Source organism: Streptomyces sp. NPDC001822 (assembly GCF_042892135.1).
Taxonomy (GTDB): Bacteria; Actinomycetota; Actinomycetes; order Streptomycetales; family Streptomycetaceae; genus Streptomyces.
Genome location: NZ_JBIATW010000017.1, coordinates 125,492 through 146,348 on the forward strand (window position 1 = coordinate 125,492; position 20,857 = coordinate 146,348).

The following is a 20,857-nucleotide window of genomic DNA, read 5'->3' on the forward strand; positions in this document are numbered from 1 at the left end:
CTCCGGCTGATCCGGCGGGCGGCGTTGAGCTGCGACGACGGTCTGCCGACGGGCGTGCGGCTGTGAGGACCGTTGACAAAAGTGTCACCTGCTAGAAACCTGTCACCCCAGCACCGCAAAATATTGACCGGATCACTCAAAAATCTAGGTAACAGGCGCGTTTTTCCCGGCAGATGGCCTGCTCTCCCTCCTGCCGGCGTTCCTGATCTCCCCTCATCGGTGTACCGGCAGCCCGTACCCGGCCGTCGCCGACCGCCCCGCGCAGCAGGACGTGCCCGGCGGCCGGCGGCTCGTCGCCGTGCCCTCCCGGTCCCCAGGCCCCCCGGAACAGAGGACAGCATGAGATGGAAGCAACTCCGATGGCGTCTCGTCGTGGGTGCGGTGACCACCGCGCTGATGACCGTGGGACTCCTGCCCGTGGCCGCCTCGGCCGCCGTCCAGGCGACCGATCTGGCCTTCGGTAAGCAGGCGACGGCCGGCGGATCGCACGGCGCCTACCCGGCGTCCAACGTCACGGACGGCAGCCAGCAGACGTACTGGGAGAGCTCCGGCGCCCTGCCGCAGTGGGTGCAGATCGACCTGGGCAACCGGTTCGACGTCGACCAGGTCGTGCTGAAGCTCCCGACCTCGTGGGAGGCGCGGACCCAGACGCTCAGCATCCAGGGGAGCACGGACGGGAGCACGTTCAGCGCGCTCTCGGCCTCGGCCGCCAGGGTGTTCAGCCCGTCGTCCGGCAACACGGTGACCATCGGCTTCACCGCCAGGCAGGTGCGCCAGGTCCGCGTGCAGATCACCGCCAACACCGGCTGGAACGCCGCACAGCTCTCCCAGGTGGAGGTCTACGGCGAGGAGGACTCCGGTCCGCCGCCGGCGAACGGCTCCAACCTGGCGCTCAACAAGCCGATCGAGGCCTCGTCGTACACGCAGACCTATCTGGCCGCCAACGCCAACGACGACAGGACCGGCACCTACTGGGAGTCGAACGGCCAGCCCGCGACGCTGACCGTGAAGCTCGGTGCCGACGCCGACGTCGAGGCGGTCGTCCTCAAACTCTCCCCGGACCAGGCGTGGGCCACCCGGACGCAGAGCCTGCAGGTGCTCGGCCGAGCCCAGTCCGCCACCGGCTTCACCTCGCTGAAGGACCGGGCCGACTACGCGTTCAACCCCTCCGGCAACCAGAACACGGTGACGATCCCGGTCAGCGGGCGGTACGCCGACATCCAGCTGAAGTTCTTCGCCAACACCGGCGCGCCCGGCGCCCAGGTCGCCGAGTTGCAGGTCGTCGGAACCGCGGCCCCCAACCCGGACCTGGTCGTCTCCGACCTGACGTGGTCGCCCGCGACGCCGTCGGAGAAGGACGACGTCACCGTGAACGCGACCGTACGCAACACGGGCACGTCGGCCGCCGCCGCGACGGCCGTCGACGTCAGCCTGGAGGGCGTGGTCGCCGGCAGCGCGGCCGTGGGCGCCCTCGCCGCCGGAGCGTCCGCCACGGTGCCGGTCGCCGTCGGGAAGCGGCCGATGGGCTCGTACTCGGTCTCGGCGGTGGTGGACCCCAGCGACACGATCGCCGAGCAGGACAACAGCAACAACAGCCGTACCGCCTCGTCCAAGCTGGTCGTCGGCCAGAGCCCCGGCCCGGACCTGGAGGTGCTGGGGATCACCTCCAACCCGTCGAACCCGGCCGTCGGCGCCGCCGTCACCTTCACCGTCTCCGTGCACAACCGCGGAACCACCGCCGTCAGCGCCTCGACGGTCACCCGCCTCCTCGTCGAGAGCACCACACTGAACGGCACGACGGGAGCCGTTCCCGCCGGAGGCACGGTCACCGTGCCCGTCAGCGGCAGCTGGACGGCCAAGAGCGGCGGGGCCAACCTCACGGCCACCGCCGACGCGACCGGTGTCGTGGCCGAGACGAACGAGAACAACAACGTCTTCTCGCGCGCCATTGTCGTCGGGCGGGGCGCCGCGGTGCCGTACACCGAGTACGAGGCCGAACAGGGCACCTACCAGGGCACGCTGCTGACGTCGGACCGGGAGCGCACCTTCGGGCACACCAACTTCGCCACCGAGTCCTCCGGCCGCCAGTCCGTGCGGCTGAACTCCACCGGACAGTACGTCGAGGTCACCTCGACCGTGCCGTCCAACTCGATCGTGGTCCGCAACTCGGTCCCCGACGCCCCCGGCGGCGGTGGGGCGGAGGCCACGATCAGCCTGTACGTCAACAACACCTTCGCCCGGAAGCTGACCCTCTCCTCCAAGCACAGCTGGCTCTACGGCGACACGGACAGCCCCGAGGGCCTGACCAACCAGCCGCAGACGGACGCCCGGAGACTCTTCGACGAGTCCAACGCCCTGCTCGGGCAGACCTATCCCGCGGGGACGAAGTTCCGCCTCCAGCGCGACGCCGGTGACACGGCGTCCTTCTACGTCATCGACCTCGTCGACCTGGAGCAGGTCGCCCCGGCGGCGTCCCAGCCGTCCGGATGCACCTCGATCACCACCTACGGCGCCGTCCCGAACGACGGTATCGACGACACCGTCGCGATCCAGCGGGCGGTCACGGCCGACCAGAACGGCGAGATCGGCTGTGTCTGGATCCCGCCGGGGCAGTGGCGGCAGGAGCAGAAGATCCTCACCGACGACCCGCTGAACCGGGGCCAGTTCAACCAGGTCGGGATCAGGGACGTCACGATCCGCGGTGCGGGCATGTGGCACTCGCAGCTGTACACGCTCACCCAGCCCCAGAACGCGGGGGGCATCAACCACCCGCACGAGGGGAACTTCGGCTTCGACATCGACGACAACACCAAGATCTCGGATCTGGCGATCTTCGGCTCCGGCACCATCCGGGGCGGGGACGGCAACGCCGAGGGCGGCGTGGGGCTGAACGGCCGCTTCGGCGAGGACACCAAGATCACCAATGTCTGGCTGGAGCACGCGAACGTCGGCGTGTGGGTCGGCCGCGACTACGACAACATCCCCGACCTCTGGGGCCCCGGCGACGGCGTCGAGTTCACCGGCATGCGCATCCGCAACACCTACGCGGACGGCATCAACTTCGCCAACGGAACCCGCAACTCGACCGTGTTCAACTCCTCGTTCAGGAACACCGGTGACGACTCGCTGGCCGTCTGGTCCAGCCGGTACGTCAAGAACCCGTCGGTGGACATCGGCCATGACAACCACTTCCGCAACAACACGATCCAGCTGCCGTGGCGCGCCAACGGCATCGCGGTATACGGGGGTTACGGCAACACGATCGAGAACAACATCATCTCCGACACGATGAACTACCCCGGAATCATGCTGGCGACCGACCACGACCCGCTGCCCTTCTCCGGGCAGACACTGATCGCCAACAACGCCCTCCACCGCACGGGAGGGGCCTTCTGGGGCGAGGCCCAGGAGTTCGGTGCCATCACGCTGTTCGCCGCCGGTCAGGACATCCCCGGCGTCACGATCCGCGACACCGACATCCATGACTCGACGTACGACGGGATCCAGTTCAAGTCCGGCGGTGGCTCCGTACCCGGAGCCCAGATCCAGCGCGTGCGGATCGACAACTCCGTCAACGGGTCCGGAATCCTGGCCCACGGCGGAGCGCGGGGCAGTGCGACGCTGACCGACGTGACGATCACCGGCTCGGCCGACGGAGACGTCGTGGTCGAACCCGGATCGCAGTTCGTCATCAACGGCAGCGCCGCCAGGGCGGCCGCCCGGAAGTAGTCACGGCCCCCGGGCCGTTGCACGACCCGGCCCCCGCCCGGTACGCCGTCGAGCGTGCCGGGCGGGGGCCGCGGTGTCGGCGCCGTGCGGCGGGGCGGCCCCTCCTCAGGTGCCGGCCGTGGCGGGCCGGGACGACGCGGCGATCGTGACGCTGACGTGCTTCATGACCGGCTGATCGCTCTGGGCGCTGTGGTCCACGAGTGCGCACAGCACGTTCATCTCGGGCATGTAACCCGCCGCGCAGCCACGCGGGATGTCGTAGGGGACGGCGAGGTATCCGTTCAGGAACCGCTTGCTCCCGTCCCGCGCGGTACTCGTGATGTCGACGGGAGCGAGGTCGCCGATTCCGCGTTCCCGCATGTCCGCCCTGTTCATGAACACCAGCGTGCGGAGGTTCTCGACACCGCGGTAGCGGTCGTTGTCGGAGTAGATCGTGGTGTTCCACTGGTCGTGGGAGCGCATCGTGCCCAGAGCGAGGGTGCCTGGTGCGGGGACGACGTCGGGGAGCGCGGCCGTGGAGAACTCGGCGCGCCCGGACGGGGTCAGGAAGACCAGCTCGCGGGCCGGCTGCTTGATGCGGAAGCCGAGCGGCAGGCGGACCCGGCGGTTGAAGTCCTCGAACCCGTCGAGGACCCTGGCCATGGTGTCCCGGATGCGGTCGTAGTCCTCGACGTACCACTGCCAGGGCGTCGAGGACTCCGGCAGGGCGGCCCGGGCGATGCCGGCGATGATGGCCGGTTCGGACAGCAGGTCCTTCGAGGCGGGGCGCTTCATGCCGAGCGAGAGATGGACCATGCTCATCGAATCCTCGACGGACGTGCGCTGGACGCCTCTGCGCTGATGGTCCTTCTCTGTGCGGCCCAGGCAGGGAAGGATGAGCGCCCCGGCGCCGTGGACGACATGGCTGCGGTTCAGTTTGGTGCTCACCTGGACCGTGAGATCGCAGGAGCGCAGCGCCGCGTAGGTGACGGGGGTGTCGGGCGCGGCCAGGGCGAAGTTGCCGCCCATGCCGACGAACACCTTCACGTCCCCGCGCCGCATCGCTTCGATGGTGCCGACCGTGTCCAGACCGTGCTCCCGGGGCGGGTCGATCCCGCACACCTCCGCCAGGCGGTCCAGGAACTGCTCGGTGGGGCGGTGGTCGATGCCGCAGGTCCGGTTGCCCTGGACGTTGCTGTGCCCCCGCACCGGGGAGGGGCCGGCACCCTCACGGCCGAGATTGCCGCGCAGCAGGAGCAGATTGACGATCTCGCGCACGGTGTCGACACCGTGCTCGTGCTGGCTGACCCCCAGGCACCAGCTGATGATGGTGCGGTCGGCCTCGCAGTACACGCGCGCCGCCGCGAGGACGTCGTCACGGCTCAGCCCGGACTGCTCCTCGATCTCCTCCCACGAGGTCGTCTCGCACAGCGTGCGGTACTCCTCGTACCCCGTGGTGTAGCGGTCGATGAACTCCTGGTCGAGGACCTTGGGATCGGTCCCCGACTTCTCCAGGATGACCTTGGCCATACCCCGCACCAGAGCCATGTCGCCGCCGATGCGCACCTGCAGGTTCAGGGTGCTGGTGCGTGTGGACTTGAAGAGGGCCATGTCCGTGAAGTCGTGCGGGACGATCGTGCGGGTGGCCGCCGCCTCGACGAGCGGATTGACGTGGACGATGCTCGCGCCCCGGTCGTGGGCCGCGGCGAGCGCGGTGAGCATGCGGGGCGCGTTGGAGGCGGCGTTGACCCCCATGATGAACAGGGCGTCGGCCGTCTCCCAGTCCTTCAGGTCCGCGGTTCCCTTGCCCGTGCCCAGGGACGCCTGCAGTGCGCGGCCGCTCGCCTCGTGGCACATGTTGGAGCAGTCCGGCAGGTTGTTCGTGCCCAGTTCGCGGGCCAGCAGCTGGTAGAGGAACGTCGGTTCGTTGCCGAGGCGGCCCGAGGTGTAGAAGGACGCCTGATCGGGACTGTCGAGCTCGCGAAGGGCACGGCCGACCACCTCGAAGGCGTCCTTCCAGCTGATCGGGACGTAGTGGTCCGACTCGGGGTCGTAGACCATGGGCTCGGTCAGCCGGCCCTGGTTCTCCAGGTCGTAGTCGCTCCACCCGGACAGCTCGGTCACCGAGTGCGCCGCGAAGAACTCCCGCCCCACCCGCTTGTGGGTCATCTCCCAGGTGACGTGCTTGATGCCGTTCTCGCAGATGTCCAGGTGCAGGCCCTTCAGATCGTCGGGCCACGCGCATCCGGGACAGTCGAACCCGGTGTTCTCGTGGTTCATCCGCATGATCGCCCGCGGGCCGTCCACCAGCGCCCCCTCGCGGACCAGGAAGCGGCTCACGCTCTTGGCCGCACCCCAGCCCGCGGCGGGATGGTGGTAGGGGCGGAACCGCGGCTCGCCCTCGGGGGCGGGGCCGACCTCGGATTCTACGGATGGCTGCTCGTCACGGTCGATGCTCACGGATCCCAGTCCTTCACCACGTGGGGCACAAAGCGACAAAATCCATACTTCCGGGCAGGCTATGCAAGCGGGGCCGGACCTGCCACTCGGCCCCCGGGGCGCCGTCCCCGCGTGTCCGGGGCGCTGCGGCCGGGTCGCCGGACCGTGCCACCGGTGCCTTTCGTCCGCTGCGCCCGCCGTGAGGTACGGCCGCCGGACCCGTCCGGTTCCCCGGAAGCCGGGGCCCGCACCGAGATGTGGAGGTGTCGCCCGTGAGTTCCCTGAACCACCGACTGGCGCGCTCGGCCGTGCCGAGGCTCGCCGGAGCGCTGATCGTCGGAGCCGTGATCGGTGGTGTCGCGGGCGTGACGACCGGTCTGCCGCTGGGCTTCCTCGCCGGCATCGCCGCGGCTGAGGCGGCCTTCGTGGTGACGGGCTGGATCGCGCTGTGGCCGATGGACGCGGCGACCACGCACCACAACGTCCGGCGTGAGGAGTTCCGGCCGGTCGCCGAGGAGCTCGCCGTCGTCGCCGCCGCCCTGTGCGGGCTCGTCGGTATCGTGCTGCTGCTCCTGGTCGGCGACGCCGACCTGAGTCACGCCGCTGCGGCGGCAGCGCTCTGCGGGGTGTTCATGGCGTGGGCGTCCCTGCATCTGATGTACGCCACCCGCTACGCCTACCTCTACTACGCGGCGCCCGAGGGCGGAATCGACTTCAACACCGACGAGCGGCCGAGGTACGTCGACTTCCTGTACTTCAGCTACAACCTCGGCATGACCTACCAGGTCTCCGACACGGACGTGTCCAGCTCCACGATCAGAGCGGTCGCTCTCCGGCACTGCCTGCTGTCCTACGTCTTCGGCACGGGCATCCTGGCCACCGCGATCAACCTGGTCATCGGGATCGTGACCGGCTGACCCGGGCCACCGCGGGCCGCGTGGAAAGGGGACGCGCCACGGCCGGTCGTGCCCTGACCCTCGTCAGCGCGTGGCCGCCACCGACGCCTCCGACACACGCCGCAGGACCAGCCGTCCGAGCACCGCGACGGCCGTGGCGCCGAACACGGCCCCCATGGCCTCGACGACCTGGACCGGGCGGGGCGACCACGAGGCGGTCGCGCACAGGAGCGCCACGAACGGGCCCGCGAGGAAGAGGACGCTGCGCCCGCCCGGAGCCAGGACCGGCCCGATCGTCCAGCGGACGAGCGGCACCGCTCCGGCGAGCAGGGCCGCCGACGCGCAGGAGAGCAGCGGGAGGTTCCCGGACCCGGTCAGCAGCGCGGTGACGACCAGGGCCGCGACCACCGCGTAGCCACCGGCCATGGCTGCCCCGAACGCGGCCGAGGTGGTGACACCCGCGGGGGAGTCCCGCAGCCCGAGGGCGATGCCGGAGGTCCGCAGTCCGGCACGCAGATCGACGGCGAGGTCCTTGACGTCCCCACCCGCGACGTCGAACGCGGAGACCACCAGCGCCAGGGCCGCGGCGGTCGACAGGAGCCCTGCGGAAGGCTGCGGGGTGAATGCGACGAGCGGCGCCGCGACGCTGGCGCCCCACAGCAGGTCGAACACGGGCGACGGCAGGGACGAGCGCTTCTGCCGGATGTTGCCCCAGACGGTGACGAGCAGCACGCACCAGAGGAGCCAGGGCCGCGCGCTGGACACGGTGAGGACGGCGAGGGCGAAGACCAGTCCCAGGGCCACCGACAGGGTGACGGCATGAGGGAGCGGAAGGCGTCCCGAGGTCAGCGGACGCCCGGCGCGCTTCGGGTCGCGTGCGTCGAACTCCCGGTCGGCGATGTCATTGCTCGCGCAACTGAGGCCGTGCAGGGCGGCGCCGGCTCCGAACCAGAGGAGGGCGGACGCGGACAGGCCGTCGGGGGACACGGCGGCGCCGAGCAGGAAGGGCGCGGACAGCATCGGCAGACACTCCAGCCGAACGAGTCCCGCGTAGTCGCTCAGCCGCAGGGCCACCCGGCTTCCGGAGCGTGCGAGGTCGCGGGGCCGCGCCCCGGAGCCGAGGTCCGAACCGGTCCTCCCGGTCACCGCGCCCCCCGTCCGTCCGGAGCGCCCGTCAGGGCGTCGAGGGCCTCCTGCAGCATGCGGCGCGCCTGATCAGGACCCGCGGCCGCGAGCACGGAGGCGGGAAGCGGGTCTCCGCGCAGGACGCTGACCGTGCTGAACGGGCGTGGCACCGACTGCCGTTCGAAGGTCCACGAGTGGTCCGCCCGGACGCGGAGCGGGGCGAGCGCTCGGCCCGTGTCCTGGGAGAGGGCTGCCAGGGACCTGCGCACCTGCCCGTTGCGGCGCCCGCCGTCCGTGAAGATCCCCACCGGGCCCGTTCGTTCCCGCAGGAAGTCACGCACCTGGTCGTAGGGGGTGCGTGGCCCCCCGCGGCCGATGCGGAACACGTCCAGGCCTGCCGTGAGGGCGGGGAGCGCGGCCGCGTACCCTCCCACCGTGTTGTCGTTCACCCAGGCGAAGTGACGGAAGGCGCGGGCTGCGAACACTCCGGGCACGAGGTCCGAGTGAGGTGTGTAGTAGAGCACCGGATCGTCGGGCAGCGTCTCCCCGCCGGCCCGTACGGTGGGACGGAAGAGGCCGATGCAGACGGTGTAGTACACCCCGTAGGAATGGCCGAGCAGGCGGGTGCGCCATGGTGGCTCGACGCGGTCACCCCAGATCAGCACGCGTCCTCGTCCTTCCCTCGGCTCGTTCGAGCTGGGCGGTCGCCTGCTTCGTCCAGGCGTCCACCATGCCGAGGACGACGTCGGCGCCGGTCCGGGAAGCGGGCACGCGTGCCCGCTCCAGGCAGCGCAGCGCCAGCCGCAGAACCGCCGCCGCCCCGCCGCTCAGATAGAGCGCGTCCAGTGCGTCGTCCGCCGAGTGCGAGGTGAAGAGCGGAGTCTCCGGATCGCTCCGCCGCATGGCGCGGAACGCGAGCGAGACGGGGAAGGTGACGTTGTGCTGGTCCCAGTCCTCCCGCAGGTCCTGCAGGTCGTCGAGAAGTTGCAGCCCCGAGCAGAGTTCGGTGACCGACCGGGACAGGTCGTCCAGGTGCGCAGGCCGGTGGCACCGCAGGGCCACGACCAGCAGAGCCAGAATCCCCGGGGCCGCCTTGTCACCGAGACGGAACACGTCGTCGGCGGTGTAGTCCTCTCCGGGCCTCTCGCTGTGGGTGATGTCGCGGAGGAGCGCGTCGGCGTACGTCGCGGCGCACGCGGTGTGCGCCGCCAGGAAGTGGCCGCTGCCCGTGCCCAGTCGGGCGCCCCGGTCCAGATAGAGACCGAGTGCGGTGTCCATGAGCACCGCGTGCCGGGGAGGCAGCCCTCCCCTGTCGACGAGTTGGTCGTGCAGGACGTAGTAGAGGTGGCCGAGACCGAACACCGTGGCGACGTCCAGCAGCCAGCCCTCGTCCCGTTCGCCCCAGTCCATGGCCTGGGCGAGGGGCAGGTAGAAGAAGCCGGATTCGAGTCCGAAGGCCTTCCTGGGAAGACTCCGCGCGGTCGTGCCGAGGGCCGGCACGGAACCGGCGATCTCGGCGTGGACCCGGTGGACCACGGTTTCCCAGGGCACGGCGGAGCGCGCCTCGGTCAAGGACGGCATCAGGCGGCCCTCTCCTGTTCGTCGGCCGGCATCGTGACCAGGCGGCGGGTCATCGGCAGCCACGCCGCTGTGAGCAGCGTGACGGTGATGACCCCGGCCGGTGCCCAGAGGAACGCCGAAGCCATCAACGAGAAGAAGTTCAGTCCGAGGTAGAGCTCACGCCCGCGGGGGTCGACGGTCCGGCGCCTGCGGAGCAGGTTTCCCACCGAACACGCGGCGACGGCCTGGAGGGCCACCACGACGACCGCAGCGACCGCGCGCTGCCACCCGGGGGCGGGGGCGGTCGTCGCCAGCGCCAGCAGGGCGGCCGCCGACGCGGCGAGGACCAGGTGGACGAGCACGGTGTACGGGACCGTCGCAAGCACGTGCCGCCCCTCCGTCACGCGGACACCCAGCCGCAGGGCGGTCGTGTCGTCCCCTACGGACCTGTCGTGTTCGAGGTCCTTGAGGTTGCCGGCCACGATGTTGAGAAGGGCCATGTGCAGGCCGAACGCGAGAGCGACCAGGGCTGCCGGCGCGAGGTCCTCGGATGCCGCCACCGTGCAGCACAGCAGGGCCGGGACTCCCATGTTCACCCCGAAGAGCGCGTCCATGGCGAGGGGATGGGCGATCCTGCGCTTCTGGTAGATGTTGGACAAGGTGATGGAGCCGAACAGGGCCGCGACCCCCAGAATCCAGGGCCAACGGGCCCCGTCCCCGGCGGTGAGGGCTCCAGCCGTCAGTACGGCGGCCGCACACAGCTGCACGGCGAGCGCCCCGCGCGCGGCCCCCACGGTGATGGCTCCGCTGACCAGGACGCTCCTGCGTCGCGCGGGGTTCAGGCGGTCCGACGCCAGGTCGGCCAGGTCGTTGACCGTGCAGCCGTAGGTGTGCCCGAGCACGCCGATCAGCGCGACAGCGACCAGGAGGGCGAGCGGCACGTCGCCCCCCGAGCCCACCAACGGGCCCAGGGGGTAGACGAAGGCCGCCGCGCTCGCGGCGTGGACCCGGGTCAGCCGGCTGTACCGGCCGACCCCGACGTCACTCCTCACCAAGCGACGCCGTCGTCGGCGCGTGGTTCGAGCAGGCGACGGCGCTCGCGCGCGCCGGTCGAGGTCTCCCGGCTGTGCCAGTCCACCTCGATCGACTTCACCAGGTCGTCGAACAGTTCGCGGTCCTCCGCTGTGGCCACACGTGTCTGATGCACAACATCCCCCTTGTCGGTGACGCAAAGTCAATACAGTGTGACTGTGTGAAGGATTGGTGTCCAGCTTTGCCCAAAGATCCATATTTGAAAGGTGGTCGAGTGAGGTGAGAGGCGAGCCGAGCAGCCACGGCCCGGACCTCGTGGAGTCCTGCCGCACCTTCAGGACCGGCCGCGGTACCGCCGAGTTCTACGAACGGGTCTTCGGCGAGACGGCCTTCCCGGACGCAGGGCCCGTCCTGGACGTCGGTGCGGGTGACTCGCCCTTCGGGCGTGTCAGGCCCGACGTCGTACGGGTGGATCCCGGCTACGCCTACGACCCTCCGGAGGGGCCGGGGGCGGTCGCCGCACTCGGCCAGACCCTGCCCTTCCGCGACCACGCGTTCTCCACCGTGCTCGGCAGCTTCGTCGTGCAGCACGTCCTGGACGCCGAGGAACTGCTGCACGAACTGCTCCGGGTGCTGCGGCCCGCCGGCACCCTGGCCCTGCACCCGGTCTGGAGGCCGCGCACCGCGCGTCGGACCGTCGACGGGCTCGGCCCCGGGGTGCGGCTGTTCAACGGCGGGCGCCGGCGTGGAACTGCGGCCGGCCTGGGCGTACCGCGCTCGCGCCCCGTGCTGCCGACGCTCGTGGTGCGCCGGCCGCCGGCCGCGTCACCGGCCGAACTGGCCCTGACCGTACGGGCGGTGGCCCGCAGCGGCATGCTCGCCCCGCCCGCCGTCGTCGCGGTTCCGGCCCGCTGGGCGATGGGCGCGCTCGTGCGGGTCCGTGGCACGGCGCGCGTGGCCCTGATCGGCCACCGCGCGGGACAGCCCTCAGGGGGTGCGACTCCCGCCGTCTCCCTCCCCGTCGCTCCGGCCGCCCGTCCGCCGCGCGAGCACGAGGACGGTCAGCGCGAGACACGCGACCTGTAGCGGCGCCCGCAGCACGAAGCGTGCAGCCAGCAGCAGATCGGCGTTCCCGTCGAGATACAGGACGGTCATGACGGCGGCCTCGGCGGCGAAGCGGACCGCCCACAGCAGTGTGAGGGCCGCGTGCGTGCGTGCCGTGCCCGGCGTCCGGAATCTCCACCGCCCGGCGCCCGCCCGGAGTGCCACCCCGATGAGTGGGCGCCCGGCGACGACACTGCCGAACAGGACCACGGCGTAGACGGCGTCGATGGCTATGCCCGGCAGGAAGTAGTCCTGCGCGCGTCCGGTCGCGGCCGCCACGGTGGCCGAGACGGCCATCAGGGCGGTGGCGAGCAGCAGTTTCCGCACATGACCGAGAGGGACGGCGATCAACGTCGCCACGAGACCGGCCGACAGCGCGATGCCGGCGGCGGTCACGAGCGACACCTCCGCGAATCGCCAGAAGCCGTACCAGACGAGGGTCGGAAAGCTCACCAGGACGAGCAGGCAGGCGTCCCGGGCCAGGAGCGTGCGGCGTGGCGTGCTCGGTTCCGTCGCGTCCTGGGGCATGGCGCGCATCGTCGCACAAATCCCTTGTTCTGCAGCGAGGTTGGGCGAAGAGGGTGCCTGCCCTGGGACCCCGCGAGCCGTGCCGGGACGGGTGCCGGGAACCACCGGGCGGTCCGATCCGACTACTGGACCGGCCGATCACGGCCCGTCCACGCCGTCCCGCGCCAAGGAGAGCAGATTTGTCCGTCGAACCAGCGGTCCTCGCCTCGCACGACGACCAGCAGAGCCCGCGACCCGAACCCCCCGGCGGCCGAGGCGGCTGGGCGTCGCTCCGGCCGCTCGTGCTGCGGCTCCACTTCTACGCAGGGGTGCTCATCGCGCCGTTCCTGCTGGTGGCGGCCGCGACGGGCCTGCTCTACGCGGGCTCGTACCAGGCCGAGAAGATCATGTACGCCGATGAGCTGCGTGTCCCGGCCGGCGGTGCCGAACTGCCCGTCTCACGCCAGGTCGCGGCGGCACGGGAGGCGCACCCGGAGGGGACCGTCAGTGCGGTGCGCCCCTCTCCGGAGGACGGGGCGACGACGCGTGTCCTGCTGTCCGGCGTGCCGGGTGTGAATCCCGACCACACCCTGGCCGTGTTCGTGGACCCGTACACCGGCGAGGTGACGGGGGCCCTGGAGCAGTACGGTTCCACCGGCGCGCTGCCCCTGCGCACCTGGATAGACGAGCTCCACCGGGATCTGCACCTGGGGGAGACGGGTCGTCTCTACAGCGAACTCGCGGCCAGCTGGCTGTGGGTGACAGCGGGCGGTGGCCTCGTGCTCTGGTTCGGACGGCGGCGGGCGCGGCGCAAGGTCCGCGGAGCGACCGGCCGGCGGCGCACCCTCTCGCTGCACGGCACCGTGGGCGTGTGGGCGGCGGGCGGCCTCTTCTTCCTGTCGGCGACGGGGCTCACGTGGTCGGCGTACGCGGGACAGAGCGTGTCGGACCTGCGCGAGGCGGTCGGCCAGACGACCCCCGCGGTCTCGGCGGGCCTCGCGTCCGGGGGTGAGCACGCCGAGCACACGGGTGCCGGCGGCTCCGGCGACGCGCGGGGCGCGGACGTGGGCCTCGACGCCGTGCTGGAGCAGGCGCGTTCGCAGCGTCTTTCGGACCCCGTGGAGATCGTGCCTCCGGCCGACGCCTCGTCGGCGTACGTCGTGCGGCAGATCCAGCGGAGCTGGCCGGAGAAGCAGGACGCCGTCGCGGTCGACCCGGCCACCGGCGAAGTCACCGACGTGGTCCGGTTCGCCGACCATCCGCCGCTCGCCAAGCTCACGCGCTGGGGCATCGACGCGCACACCGGCGTACTGTTCGGGCTGGTCAACCAGATCGTGCTGGCCGCACTCACCGCCGGTCTGATCGCGCTGATCCTGCTGGGGTACCGGATGTGGTGGCAGCGCGGGCGCGGCTCGTCGTTCGGCCGCCCGATGCCGCGCGGCTCGTGGCAGAAGGTCCCGCCCCACGTCCTCGTCCCGTCGATGGCGGCCGTCGCCGTCCTCGGCTACTTCGTGCCGCTCCTGGGCATCCCGCTGGCCGCCTTCGTGGCCGTGGACGTCCTGCTGGGCGAGATCGCGCACCGGCGCGGGAAGCGGACGTACACCCCGGCCGGCTGAGTGCGCCGGCCCCGCCGGGACGCCCGGGGCGGTCCGGCGGGACGGGCGCGCCCGCCCGTCAGAGCCAGGCGGCCGCGAGCCAGGCGGCCGCCGCCGCCGTCGCGATGAGCGTGACGTTGAGCCACGTCTCACGGACCTCGCCCCGGGACAGATGCAACGCCGTCCCGCCGACCTGGAGCAGCACGAAGCCGATCGCGGCGGCGACGGCGAGCCACACCGCGATCCCCGTGAGGGGAGGCAGGAGGAGGCCGAGGGCTCCGAGCACCTCGACGGCGCCTATGAGCCGGACCGCGGACATCGGCACGCGGTCCACCCAGCCCATCATCGGCCGCAGTTGCTCCTGGGTCCGGCGAAGTTTCTCGCTTCCCGCGTAGACGTAGAACAGGGAAAGGAGCGCGGCGACGATCCAGTACGCGGCATGCATGGAGACCCCTCGTGTCACTGCCGGAAAGCGGATGGCGTCATCATGAGTCACCTGCGCAACGCCTACAAAAGGCACACGGATGTGCGCAAGGCACAAGGAGCGTCATGTCGCGGTACGAGCACACCTGCATGATCCGAGGCGACGGCGGCCGGACGATCCGCGCCGTGCTGGACCGCATTTGCGACAAGTGGACGCTGCTCGTCGTCGCCACACTCGACGAGGGGCGGCTGCGCTTCACCGAGCTCCACACCGCCATCCCGGGTGTCTCGCAGCGGATGCTGACCCTGACGCTCCGCAACCTCGAACGGGACGGTCTCGTCTCCCGTACCGCCTACGCCGAGGTCCCGCCGCGCGTCGAGTACGCGCTCACGTCCCTCGGGAAGAGTCTCATCGCCCCGGCTCTGACTCTCGCGAGCTGGGCCGTCGCCCACGATGCGGAGATCCGCGCCAGCAGGGCCGCCCATGACGCGCGGGACGAGTGAACTCCGCCCGCGGGCCGTGTTCTTCGCCCGGTGTGTGTCCGGAGGCGACGGTCCGGGACGGGGACCTGCGCGGCGCTCCGGTCGGTGCGAGGATGAGCCCGCCATGAATCCGGGCCGGAGCCACCGCGCCGTACGGGCTGTGCTGTTCGCAGCCGTCTGTGTGCTGCTCGCGGCCACCGGCCACGCGTTCACGTCGGGAACAGCGGTGCCCTGGTGGACGACGGCGCTCGCGTTCGTGGGCACGGCATCGGCGGCCTGGCTCCTGGCGGGCCGTGAGCGGGGACCCCTCGCCGTCACCTCGGCAGCCGTCGCGGTGCAGACCGTGCTCCACACCGCCTTCGCCCTGGCGCAGTCCGCCTCCCAATCCCCGCAGCCGTCACGCGTCTCGTTCGCCCACGAGTGGGCCGGACAGCTCCTGTGCGGCGAGGGCGCGGCCCGGCTCTCCGACCGGGAGGCGGCCGAGGTCGTGCGCGCCGCGGGTCTGGGGAACCTGATCGCCCAGCCACCTCCCGGCCACGGCCCGCACACGGCGCACCCCCTGGGTTCCGACGTGCCGGCCGGTCTCGGATCCGGGGTGCACGTCGGTCACACCATGGACGGCATGCCCTCCGCCGGCATGCTCGTCGCCCACCTGCTGGCCGCCGTCCTGTGCGGTCTGTGGCTCGCACACGGTGAGCGGGCCCTCTTCCGTGTGGTGCGCGCCTTCGCGGGGCGGATCGGGTCGCCCCTCCGCATGCTCCTGCACCTCTGCGCGCCCCCGCAGCGGCCCCGCCCGCGCGTGCGCCGCCGGCGTGCGGTCCGTGCTCCGGCGCTCCTTCTGCTGGTCCACAGCATCACCTCGCGAGGTCCGCCGCCGGGAGCAGCCGTCGCCCGAGTGCCGTCCCGCCGTCTCCGCACGGACCGAGGGGCGGCCTCTGCCGACGGCACGTTCCCCGAGCGCGCACCCCGCCGCGACTCGGGCTTCGGCGCTGCCCGCCCGCAGGCCGAATCCGTCACCGGCCGGCCTCGCGCGCCGCCGGACCACACATGCCCGCAAAGGACCTTGTGGCGATGCCCCATGCCCCGTACCCACCCATCGGCGGAACACCGGACCGGCGTACCGCGGCCCTCGACGAGACGGCCACCAGGCTGGCGCTGGAGGCCCGGGACGGAGATCCCGAGAAGGCCGACCGGCTCGTCCGCGCACTGCACCGCGACGTCTGGCGCTACGTCACCCATCTCAGCGCTGACCCGCAGGCGGCCGACGACCTCACCCAGGAGGTGTTCCTCCGGGCCCTCACCGGACTGCCCGCCTTCGAGGGCCGCTCGTCGGCCCGCACCTGGATACTCTCCATCGCCCGCCGCACGGTGGCGGACAGCTTCCGCCGGGCCGCCGCCCGGCCGCGTCTCGCGGACCGGCACGACTGGCAGAGCGCGGCGGAGCGCGCACAGCCGTGCGACGTGCCCGGTTTCGACGAGGGAGTCGCACTCGCCGAACTCCTGTCGCTGATCCGGGCGGAGCGGCGTGAGGCCTTCGTGCTCACCCAGCTGCTCGGGTTCCCCTACGCCGAGGCCGCCACGGCCGTCGGATGCCCCGTGGGGACCGTGCGCTCACGCGTCGCGCGGGCGCGGAGCTCGCTGATCGCGCTCCTGGCCGACGGGGAAGGAGGCCCTGTCCGCCGTCCCTGACCGCGTCGCCGGGGTGACGCGTCCGCTCGTGGGGAGGCCGGGGCCACGGCCTCCCCACGAGCGATCCGGTCAGAGGGCCCGGCCCGCAGCGGGGGATGCCGCGGGCCGGGCCGGTCCGGGGGCGGGAGGGACTACGACGGTTCGCCGTCACCCTCCCGCAGGGCGGTGAGGACGGCCAGGGGAGTCGCCGCCGCCCAGGCCTGCGGGGAGCAGGAGTGGGGGTACGGGACCGGGCGCGGGTGCTGTTCCCGCGAGTGGCCGGCCATCACCTCGGGCAGCCTGTGCCCGTGGTGCGCCGAGGCGTCGAGCAGTCCGAGGGCGACCGTGCGTGCCTCGTCCTTCAGACCGCAGCGCGCGAGGCCGAGCAGGATCACGGCGTTGTCGTGCGGCCAGGAAGTGCCCCGGTGGTAGGACAGCGGATGGTAGCCGGGCTGCCCCGAGGCGAGGGTGCGGATCGCCCAGCCCGAGAAGAAGTCGGGCTCCAGCAGCCGTTGTCCGACCCGCCGGGCGTGCCGGTCGTCAAGGATGCCGGACCACAACAGGTGACCGGCGTCCGATGCCAGCGAGTCGACCTGCCGGCCCTCGCCGTCCAGGGCGAGCGCCGGAAAGTCGGGCCCGGACATCCAGAAGTCCCGCAGGAAGCGCTCCCGCAGATCCTCGGCGGCCTTTTCGAGCCGCTCGGCGTACGGCGCGTCGTCCCAGAGCCACCGGGCGATCCGCGCGGTGCGCACCAGCGCGTCGTAGGCGTAGCCCTGTGCCTCCGCGACGGCGATCGGGCCCTCGGCCTGGGTGCCGTCCAGGAAGCAGATGGCTCCCTCGGAGTCCTTCCAGTTCTGGTTGACCAGGCCCTGGGGGTCGGGCGAGTAGACCAGGTAGCCGCTGTCGTCCAGGCCGCCGTCCCGGAACATCCAGTCCACGGCCGCGCGGGCCCGGCTCTCCAGCCGGGTCGCGAGGGCCGTGTCACCGGTCGACCGGGTGTAGCTGTCCAGCAGCACCAGGAAGAGCGGGGTCGCGTCCACCGCGCCGTAGTAGCGCCCGTAGGGCACCTGACGGAAGTGCGCCAGCTCGCCGTGCCTGATCTCGTGGACGATGCGCCCGGGCTGCTCGCCCCGGCCGGCGTCGTAGCCGGTGCCCTGCGTCGCCGCGAGTGCGAGCAGCGTCGCCTCGGCGAGTGCGGGCCGGTAGGGCAGCGCGAAGAGCGAGGTGAAGAGCGAGTCCCGGCCGAAGAGGGTGAGGAACCAGGGGATGCCCGCCGCGGGTACCCGCACCTCCTCGCCGTCCGGGCCCGTGGCCGGCACCCGCAGGGCGGCCAGATCGCGCAGCCCCCGCTCGCACGCGGCGGCCAGGCCGACGGGGGTGTCCGGCGGCAGCGGCAGCGGTGCCCCCGTGAAGGCCTCCCTGTCCGCGGCCTGCACGGCGACCGCCTCCGCCGGGGTGCCCACGGCGGCGGGCGTCGGAGCCCCGTGCGCGTGCGCGGTGACGGTGAGCAGGATCTCGGCGGTGCCGTGGGCGGGCAGTTCGAGGCGCCAGTCCAGCCGGTGGGCCGTGGGCTCCCCGTCGGCCGGCCGTACGGAGGCCGGGGCGGGGGACGCGCACACCGTCGTGCGCGAGGTCCACTCGCCGCGCTCGTAGCCGAAGGTGACACCGTCCGGGAGGGCGCTCGCCGTGCGCCGCGCCCCGGACTTGTCGTAGCTGCGCTTGTCGGACCGCAGCTCGAACTGATCGGCGAAGTCGGCGTCCGCGGTCAGCGAGAGGGTCGCGGCGACCGGCTCGGGGCGGTTGTTGACCAGCCGCAGACGCTCCGTCAGTACGCCCGCCCCCAGGGCCTGTTCGCGGAAGACTGCGTACGCGGCCGGTTCGTCCCGGGTGCCGGGCGGCGTGAGCACGCAGCCGGCGGACTCCTCGCCGCTCGACGGCACCAGCACCGTGGGCGCGGTGCCGTCGACGGTCAGTGTCCACCGGCTCAGGTGCCGGGCGTCGCGGTGGAACAGGCCGTCCGGGGACGTGCCGCCGCGGCCGGTGAGACCGCCGTCGGCCCCGAGGACGACGAAGGTGCCCGCGCGGACCAGGGTGGTGTCCGCCGTGCCGTTCACGAGCGTGCTCCGTTCGACGTGGGAAGGGTGGCGTCGCCGCCCGCCGGCCCGGACGCGGCGAGCAGGTCGAGGGTGAGGGCGGCCGTCCAGCCGAACGCCCGGGTGCCGCGTGCCTCGGCGGTGACCGGGTCCACGTACTCGGCGAAGGAGCTGACGCCCGCCGCGCCGAGCATGGCACCGCGCAGCGCGTCGGCCGCGCGTGTCCGCCCGTACTGCCGCAGACCGCGCTCCAGCAGCCAGTTGGTGTTGAACCAGGCGGGTCCCCGCCAGTAGCGCGACGGGTCGAAGGCGTGCCCCTCGAAGTCGTACGAGGGCGCCATCGGGACCTCGCCGAGACGGAAGCCCCGGCCCTCGGCCGTGCTCAGCAGGGCGTCCACGATGTCCTGCGGGAGCCCCGGGACGATGAGCGGGACGAGCCCGGCGACGCTGCGCTCCGCGATCAGCTCGCCGCCGACCAGGTCCCTGCAGAGGAACATGCCGTCGGCGGGCGACCAGAGTCGCTCCACCAGCGCTGCGGTCAGGCGCTCGGCCCGCGCCCGGTGGGGTGCGGGGTCCGCGCCCGTCTCCTCGGCGATCCGGGCGAGCGCGTGCTCCGAGACGATCAGGAGCGCGTTGACGCAGGGGTCCTCGACGGCGAAGGAGTGCGTTCCCCGCACGTCCGCGTAGCCGCTGTCGCGGTAGTCGGCCGCCAGGCGCACATAGCGCCCGTAGTCCAGATCGGTGGGACGCTCCGAGGCCTGGCCGTGGTCGAGGTCGGCACGCCGGTACGAGCCCGGGACGGCCGGTTCGACGCGTTGCAGCGGCCCGTCCCAGCAGGGGCTGTTGTCCATGCCCGGCTCCCACGGGTGGACCATGGCGGCCAGCCCGCCGCCACCGAGGTCGCGGGACCCGGTGAGGTAGTCGTGCCAGGCCACGAGCCGCTCGTACACCCGCGGAAGGAAGCCGCGGCTGCGCGAGGTCTCCGGGTCCGACACGTGGACCAGCCAGGCGGCGAGCGCGTGCACCGGCGGCTGCACGATGCCCGACGTCTCTGTCCCGGCGGGCGCGCCCGCCCCGGTGCCGGCGGTCGACGAGCGCCAGAAGTCGGGGCTGGGGAAGTACGCGTCGAGGGGGACGGAGGGACTGAACACGATGTGCGGCACCCGCCCGTCGGACCACTGCGCACCGAGCAGACTCTCCAGTTCGCGCTGGGCGCGGCGCACCGACAGGTGGCGCAGCCCGATCGCGATGAAGGCCGAGTCCCAGCTCCACTGGTGCGGGTACAGGCCCCGCGACGGGACGGTCGAACCGCCGGTCCAGTTGGCGAGGAGTACCCGTGCCGCGCCGTGCCGAAGTGTCAGGTCATCGGCAGCGGCGGGCACGGGGGTTTCGAGCAGCGACGTCACGCGCCGGACCTCCGCAGGAACGCGGGGATGGAGCGGACGGCCGCGACGGGGTCGCCCGTCAGCCGGCACTCGGCGGCGAGGTAGCCGTCGTAGCCGATGCTGTGGAGCGCGCCGATCCAGGCCGGCCAGTCCAGGTGGCCGGCACCCGGCTGGAACCGGTTCGAGTCGCTGACCTGGGCGTGGCCGATGTACGGGGCCGCCGCGAGGATGGCGGCCGACGGGTCGGTCTCCTCGATGTTCATGTGGTAGCTGTCGATGCCGATGCGCACCGAGTCCAGGCCCACCGTGCGGATCAGGTCGACGGCCTGCTCCAGCCGGTTGACCATGTGGTCCTCGTAGCGGTTGAGCGGCTCCAGGTACAGGGTCACGCCTTCGCGGCGCGCGTGCTCGCCCAGTTCGGAGAGACCGGCCAGCAGCACCTCGCGGTCCTGCTCCTCGGTGCGCGGCGGCTCGAAGGGCGGCAGCCGGCGCGAGAACATCCCGTAGGACGCGGGGGTCTGCACACCCCGGGCCCCGATCTCGGCCGCGACGCTGAGCTGCGACTTCATCTGCTCCAGGGCGTCACGGCGCAGATCGTCGTCGAACGCGGCGAAGAAGTGCAGCATGTCGACGCAGACGGTGGGCATGACGACCCCGTCGGCGAGGGCCTGCTTCAGCTCGGGCAGCCGGTCGCGGAAGTGGAAGTCTCCCTTGGACCGCAGCTCGACGGCGTCGAAGCCGGCGTCCTGGGCGAAGGCCCACTTCTCCTGGAGCGTGTCGCCGGGAAGGAGCTGTTCCTGGCAGGCGGTTTTCAGCATGGGATGCCTTTCGGCGCCGAC

General features: G+C 72.1%; 18 protein-coding genes. 6 read left to right on the forward strand and 12 right to left on the reverse strand.

Translation table 11 applies throughout. From position 1 onward, the window contains the following. Positions 1 to 339 precede the first annotated feature (339 nt). Positions 340 to 3,729, forward strand: a complete 3,390-nt coding sequence (locus tag ACFYY2_RS30290) for a CARDB domain-containing protein (protein ID WP_388748893.1) — start codon at positions 340 to 342, stop codon at positions 3,727 to 3,729. Positions 3,730 to 3,834: 105 nt separating this feature from the next. On the opposite strand, the gene ACFYY2_RS30295 is transcribed toward ACFYY2_RS30290, so the two are convergent. After that, the gene (locus tag ACFYY2_RS30295) at positions 3,835 to 6,168 is read right to left on the reverse strand and encodes an FdhF/YdeP family oxidoreductase (protein ID WP_388748895.1); all 2,334 of its coding nucleotides are present in this window, start codon (positions 6,166 to 6,168) and stop codon (positions 3,835 to 3,837) included. Between the two features lie 251 nt (positions 6,169 to 6,419). On the opposite strand from ACFYY2_RS30295, the gene ACFYY2_RS30300 reads away from it, so the two are divergent. Beyond that, a complete protein-coding gene (locus ACFYY2_RS30300) occupies positions 6,420 to 7,064 on the forward strand; it encodes a DUF1345 domain-containing protein (RefSeq protein ID WP_388748897.1) in 645 nt (214 codons plus the stop codon). Positions 7,065 to 7,127: 63 nt separating this feature from the next. Here the strand turns inward: ACFYY2_RS30300 and ACFYY2_RS30305 are convergent, their stop codons facing one another. The 5 genes from ACFYY2_RS30305 to ACFYY2_RS30325 are packed head-to-tail and all read right to left on the reverse strand — an operon-like array spanning position 7,128 to position 10,935. Further along, positions 7,128 to 8,189: a UbiA family prenyltransferase gene (locus ACFYY2_RS30305; protein ID WP_388748899.1), complete on the reverse strand. Its 1,062-nt coding sequence runs from the start codon at positions 8,187 to 8,189 to the stop codon at positions 7,128 to 7,130. Then, positions 8,186 to 8,833, reverse strand: a complete 648-nt coding sequence (locus tag ACFYY2_RS30310) for a hypothetical protein (RefSeq protein WP_388748901.1) — start codon at positions 8,831 to 8,833, stop codon at positions 8,186 to 8,188. The genes ACFYY2_RS30305 and ACFYY2_RS30310 overlap by 4 nt, the downstream gene beginning before the upstream one ends. Further along, a complete protein-coding gene (locus ACFYY2_RS30315) occupies positions 8,817 to 9,749 on the reverse strand; it encodes a hypothetical protein (RefSeq protein ID WP_388748903.1) in 933 nt (310 codons plus the stop codon). The genes ACFYY2_RS30310 and ACFYY2_RS30315 overlap by 17 nt, the downstream gene beginning before the upstream one ends. Further along, complete coding sequence (locus ACFYY2_RS30320) at positions 9,749 to 10,780, reverse strand: UbiA family prenyltransferase (protein WP_388748904.1); 1,032 nt, start codon at positions 10,778 to 10,780, stop codon at positions 9,749 to 9,751. The genes ACFYY2_RS30315 and ACFYY2_RS30320 overlap by 1 nt, the downstream gene beginning before the upstream one ends. Continuing rightward, positions 10,777 to 10,935 (reverse strand): hypothetical protein, encoded by a 159-nt coding sequence (locus tag ACFYY2_RS30325; RefSeq protein WP_388748906.1) that lies wholly within the window; start codon positions 10,933 to 10,935, stop codon positions 10,777 to 10,779. The genes ACFYY2_RS30320 and ACFYY2_RS30325 overlap by 4 nt, the downstream gene beginning before the upstream one ends. Positions 10,936 to 11,039: 104 nt before the next feature. Between ACFYY2_RS30325 and ACFYY2_RS30330 the strand changes: the two genes are divergently transcribed. Further along, entirely contained in the window at positions 11,040 to 11,846 is an 807-nt protein-coding gene (locus ACFYY2_RS30330) for a methyltransferase domain-containing protein (RefSeq protein ID WP_388748908.1), read from the forward strand. Here ACFYY2_RS30330 and ACFYY2_RS30335 read toward each other — a convergent pair. Beyond that, the gene (locus ACFYY2_RS30335; RefSeq protein WP_388748910.1) at positions 11,748 to 12,392 is read right to left on the reverse strand and encodes a DUF3159 domain-containing protein; all 645 of its coding nucleotides are present in this window, start codon (positions 12,390 to 12,392) and stop codon (positions 11,748 to 11,750) included. The genes ACFYY2_RS30330 and ACFYY2_RS30335 overlap by 99 nt on opposite strands. 179 nt (positions 12,393 to 12,571) lie before the next feature. On the opposite strand from ACFYY2_RS30335, the gene ACFYY2_RS30340 reads away from it, so the two are divergent. Continuing rightward, positions 12,572 to 13,987: a PepSY-associated TM helix domain-containing protein gene (locus ACFYY2_RS30340; protein ID WP_388748912.1), complete on the forward strand. Its 1,416-nt coding sequence runs from the start codon at positions 12,572 to 12,574 to the stop codon at positions 13,985 to 13,987. A gap of 58 nt (positions 13,988 to 14,045) precedes the next feature. On the opposite strand, the gene ACFYY2_RS30345 is transcribed toward ACFYY2_RS30340, so the two are convergent. Then, the gene (locus ACFYY2_RS30345; RefSeq protein ID WP_388748914.1) at positions 14,046 to 14,411 is read right to left on the reverse strand and encodes a DoxX family protein; all 366 of its coding nucleotides are present in this window, start codon (positions 14,409 to 14,411) and stop codon (positions 14,046 to 14,048) included. 104 nt (positions 14,412 to 14,515) lie between these two features. Here ACFYY2_RS30345 and ACFYY2_RS30350 point away from each other — a divergent pair, with 104 nt between their 5' ends. Continuing rightward, positions 14,516 to 14,893 carry a winged helix-turn-helix transcriptional regulator gene (locus ACFYY2_RS30350; protein WP_388748916.1) on the forward strand — a complete coding sequence of 126 codons (378 nt, stop codon included), beginning with the start codon at positions 14,516 to 14,518 and terminating at the stop codon, positions 14,891 to 14,893. Positions 14,894 to 15,269: 376 nt separating this feature from the next. Here ACFYY2_RS30350 and ACFYY2_RS30355 read toward each other — a convergent pair whose 3' ends face one another. Beyond that, complete coding sequence (locus ACFYY2_RS30355; protein WP_388748918.1) at positions 15,270 to 15,722, reverse strand: hypothetical protein; 453 nt, start codon at positions 15,720 to 15,722, stop codon at positions 15,270 to 15,272. 221 nt (positions 15,723 to 15,943) lie between these two features. Here ACFYY2_RS30355 and ACFYY2_RS30360 point away from each other — a divergent pair, with 221 nt between their 5' ends. After that, entirely contained in the window at positions 15,944 to 16,561 is a 618-nt protein-coding gene (locus tag ACFYY2_RS30360) for a sigma-70 family RNA polymerase sigma factor (protein WP_388748920.1), read from the forward strand. A 131-nt stretch (positions 16,562 to 16,692) separates the two neighbouring features. Here ACFYY2_RS30360 and ACFYY2_RS30365 read toward each other — a convergent pair whose 3' ends face one another. From ACFYY2_RS30365 to ACFYY2_RS30375, 3 genes are read right to left on the reverse strand one after another with little or no spacing between them, the layout of a single operon-like run. Next, positions 16,693 to 18,654, reverse strand: a complete 1,962-nt coding sequence (locus tag ACFYY2_RS30365; RefSeq protein ID WP_388748922.1) for a glycogen debranching N-terminal domain-containing protein — start codon at positions 18,652 to 18,654, stop codon at positions 16,693 to 16,695. After that, the gene (locus ACFYY2_RS30370) at positions 18,651 to 20,039 is read right to left on the reverse strand and encodes a trehalase family glycosidase (RefSeq protein WP_388748924.1); all 1,389 of its coding nucleotides are present in this window, start codon (positions 20,037 to 20,039) and stop codon (positions 18,651 to 18,653) included. The genes ACFYY2_RS30365 and ACFYY2_RS30370 overlap by 4 nt, the downstream gene beginning before the upstream one ends. Beyond that, positions 20,036 to 20,836 carry a sugar phosphate isomerase/epimerase family protein gene (locus tag ACFYY2_RS30375; RefSeq protein ID WP_388748926.1) on the reverse strand — a complete coding sequence of 267 codons (801 nt, stop codon included), beginning with the start codon at positions 20,834 to 20,836 and terminating at the stop codon, positions 20,036 to 20,038. The genes ACFYY2_RS30370 and ACFYY2_RS30375 overlap by 4 nt, the downstream gene beginning before the upstream one ends. Between the last annotated feature and the right edge of the window lie 21 nt (positions 20,837 to 20,857).

What these genes read in the sequence shown, in the direction of transcription:
- ACFYY2_RS30315 (WP_388748903.1), bottom strand. Translation starts at nt 9,749, where the DNA reads ATGCCGTCCTTGACCGAGGCGCGCTCCGCCGTGCCCTGGGAAACCGTG.
- ACFYY2_RS30335 (WP_388748910.1), bottom strand. Translation starts at nt 12,392, where the DNA reads ATGCCCCAGGACGCGACGGAACCGAGCACGCCACGCCGCACGCTCCTG.
- ACFYY2_RS30375 (WP_388748926.1), bottom strand. Translation starts at nt 20,836, where the DNA reads ATGCTGAAAACCGCCTGCCAGGAACAGCTCCTTCCCGGCGACACGCTC.
- ACFYY2_RS30290 (WP_388748893.1), top strand. Translation starts at nt 340, where the DNA reads ATGAGATGGAAGCAACTCCGATGGCGTCTCGTCGTGGGTGCGGTGACC.
- ACFYY2_RS30350 (WP_388748916.1), top strand. Translation starts at nt 14,516, where the DNA reads ATGTCGCGGTACGAGCACACCTGCATGATCCGAGGCGACGGCGGCCGG.
- ACFYY2_RS30360 (WP_388748920.1), top strand. Translation starts at nt 15,944, where the DNA reads ATGCCCCATGCCCCGTACCCACCCATCGGCGGAACACCGGACCGGCGT.
- ACFYY2_RS30345 (WP_388748914.1), bottom strand. Translation starts at nt 14,411, where the DNA reads ATGCATGCCGCGTACTGGATCGTCGCCGCGCTCCTTTCCCTGTTCTAC.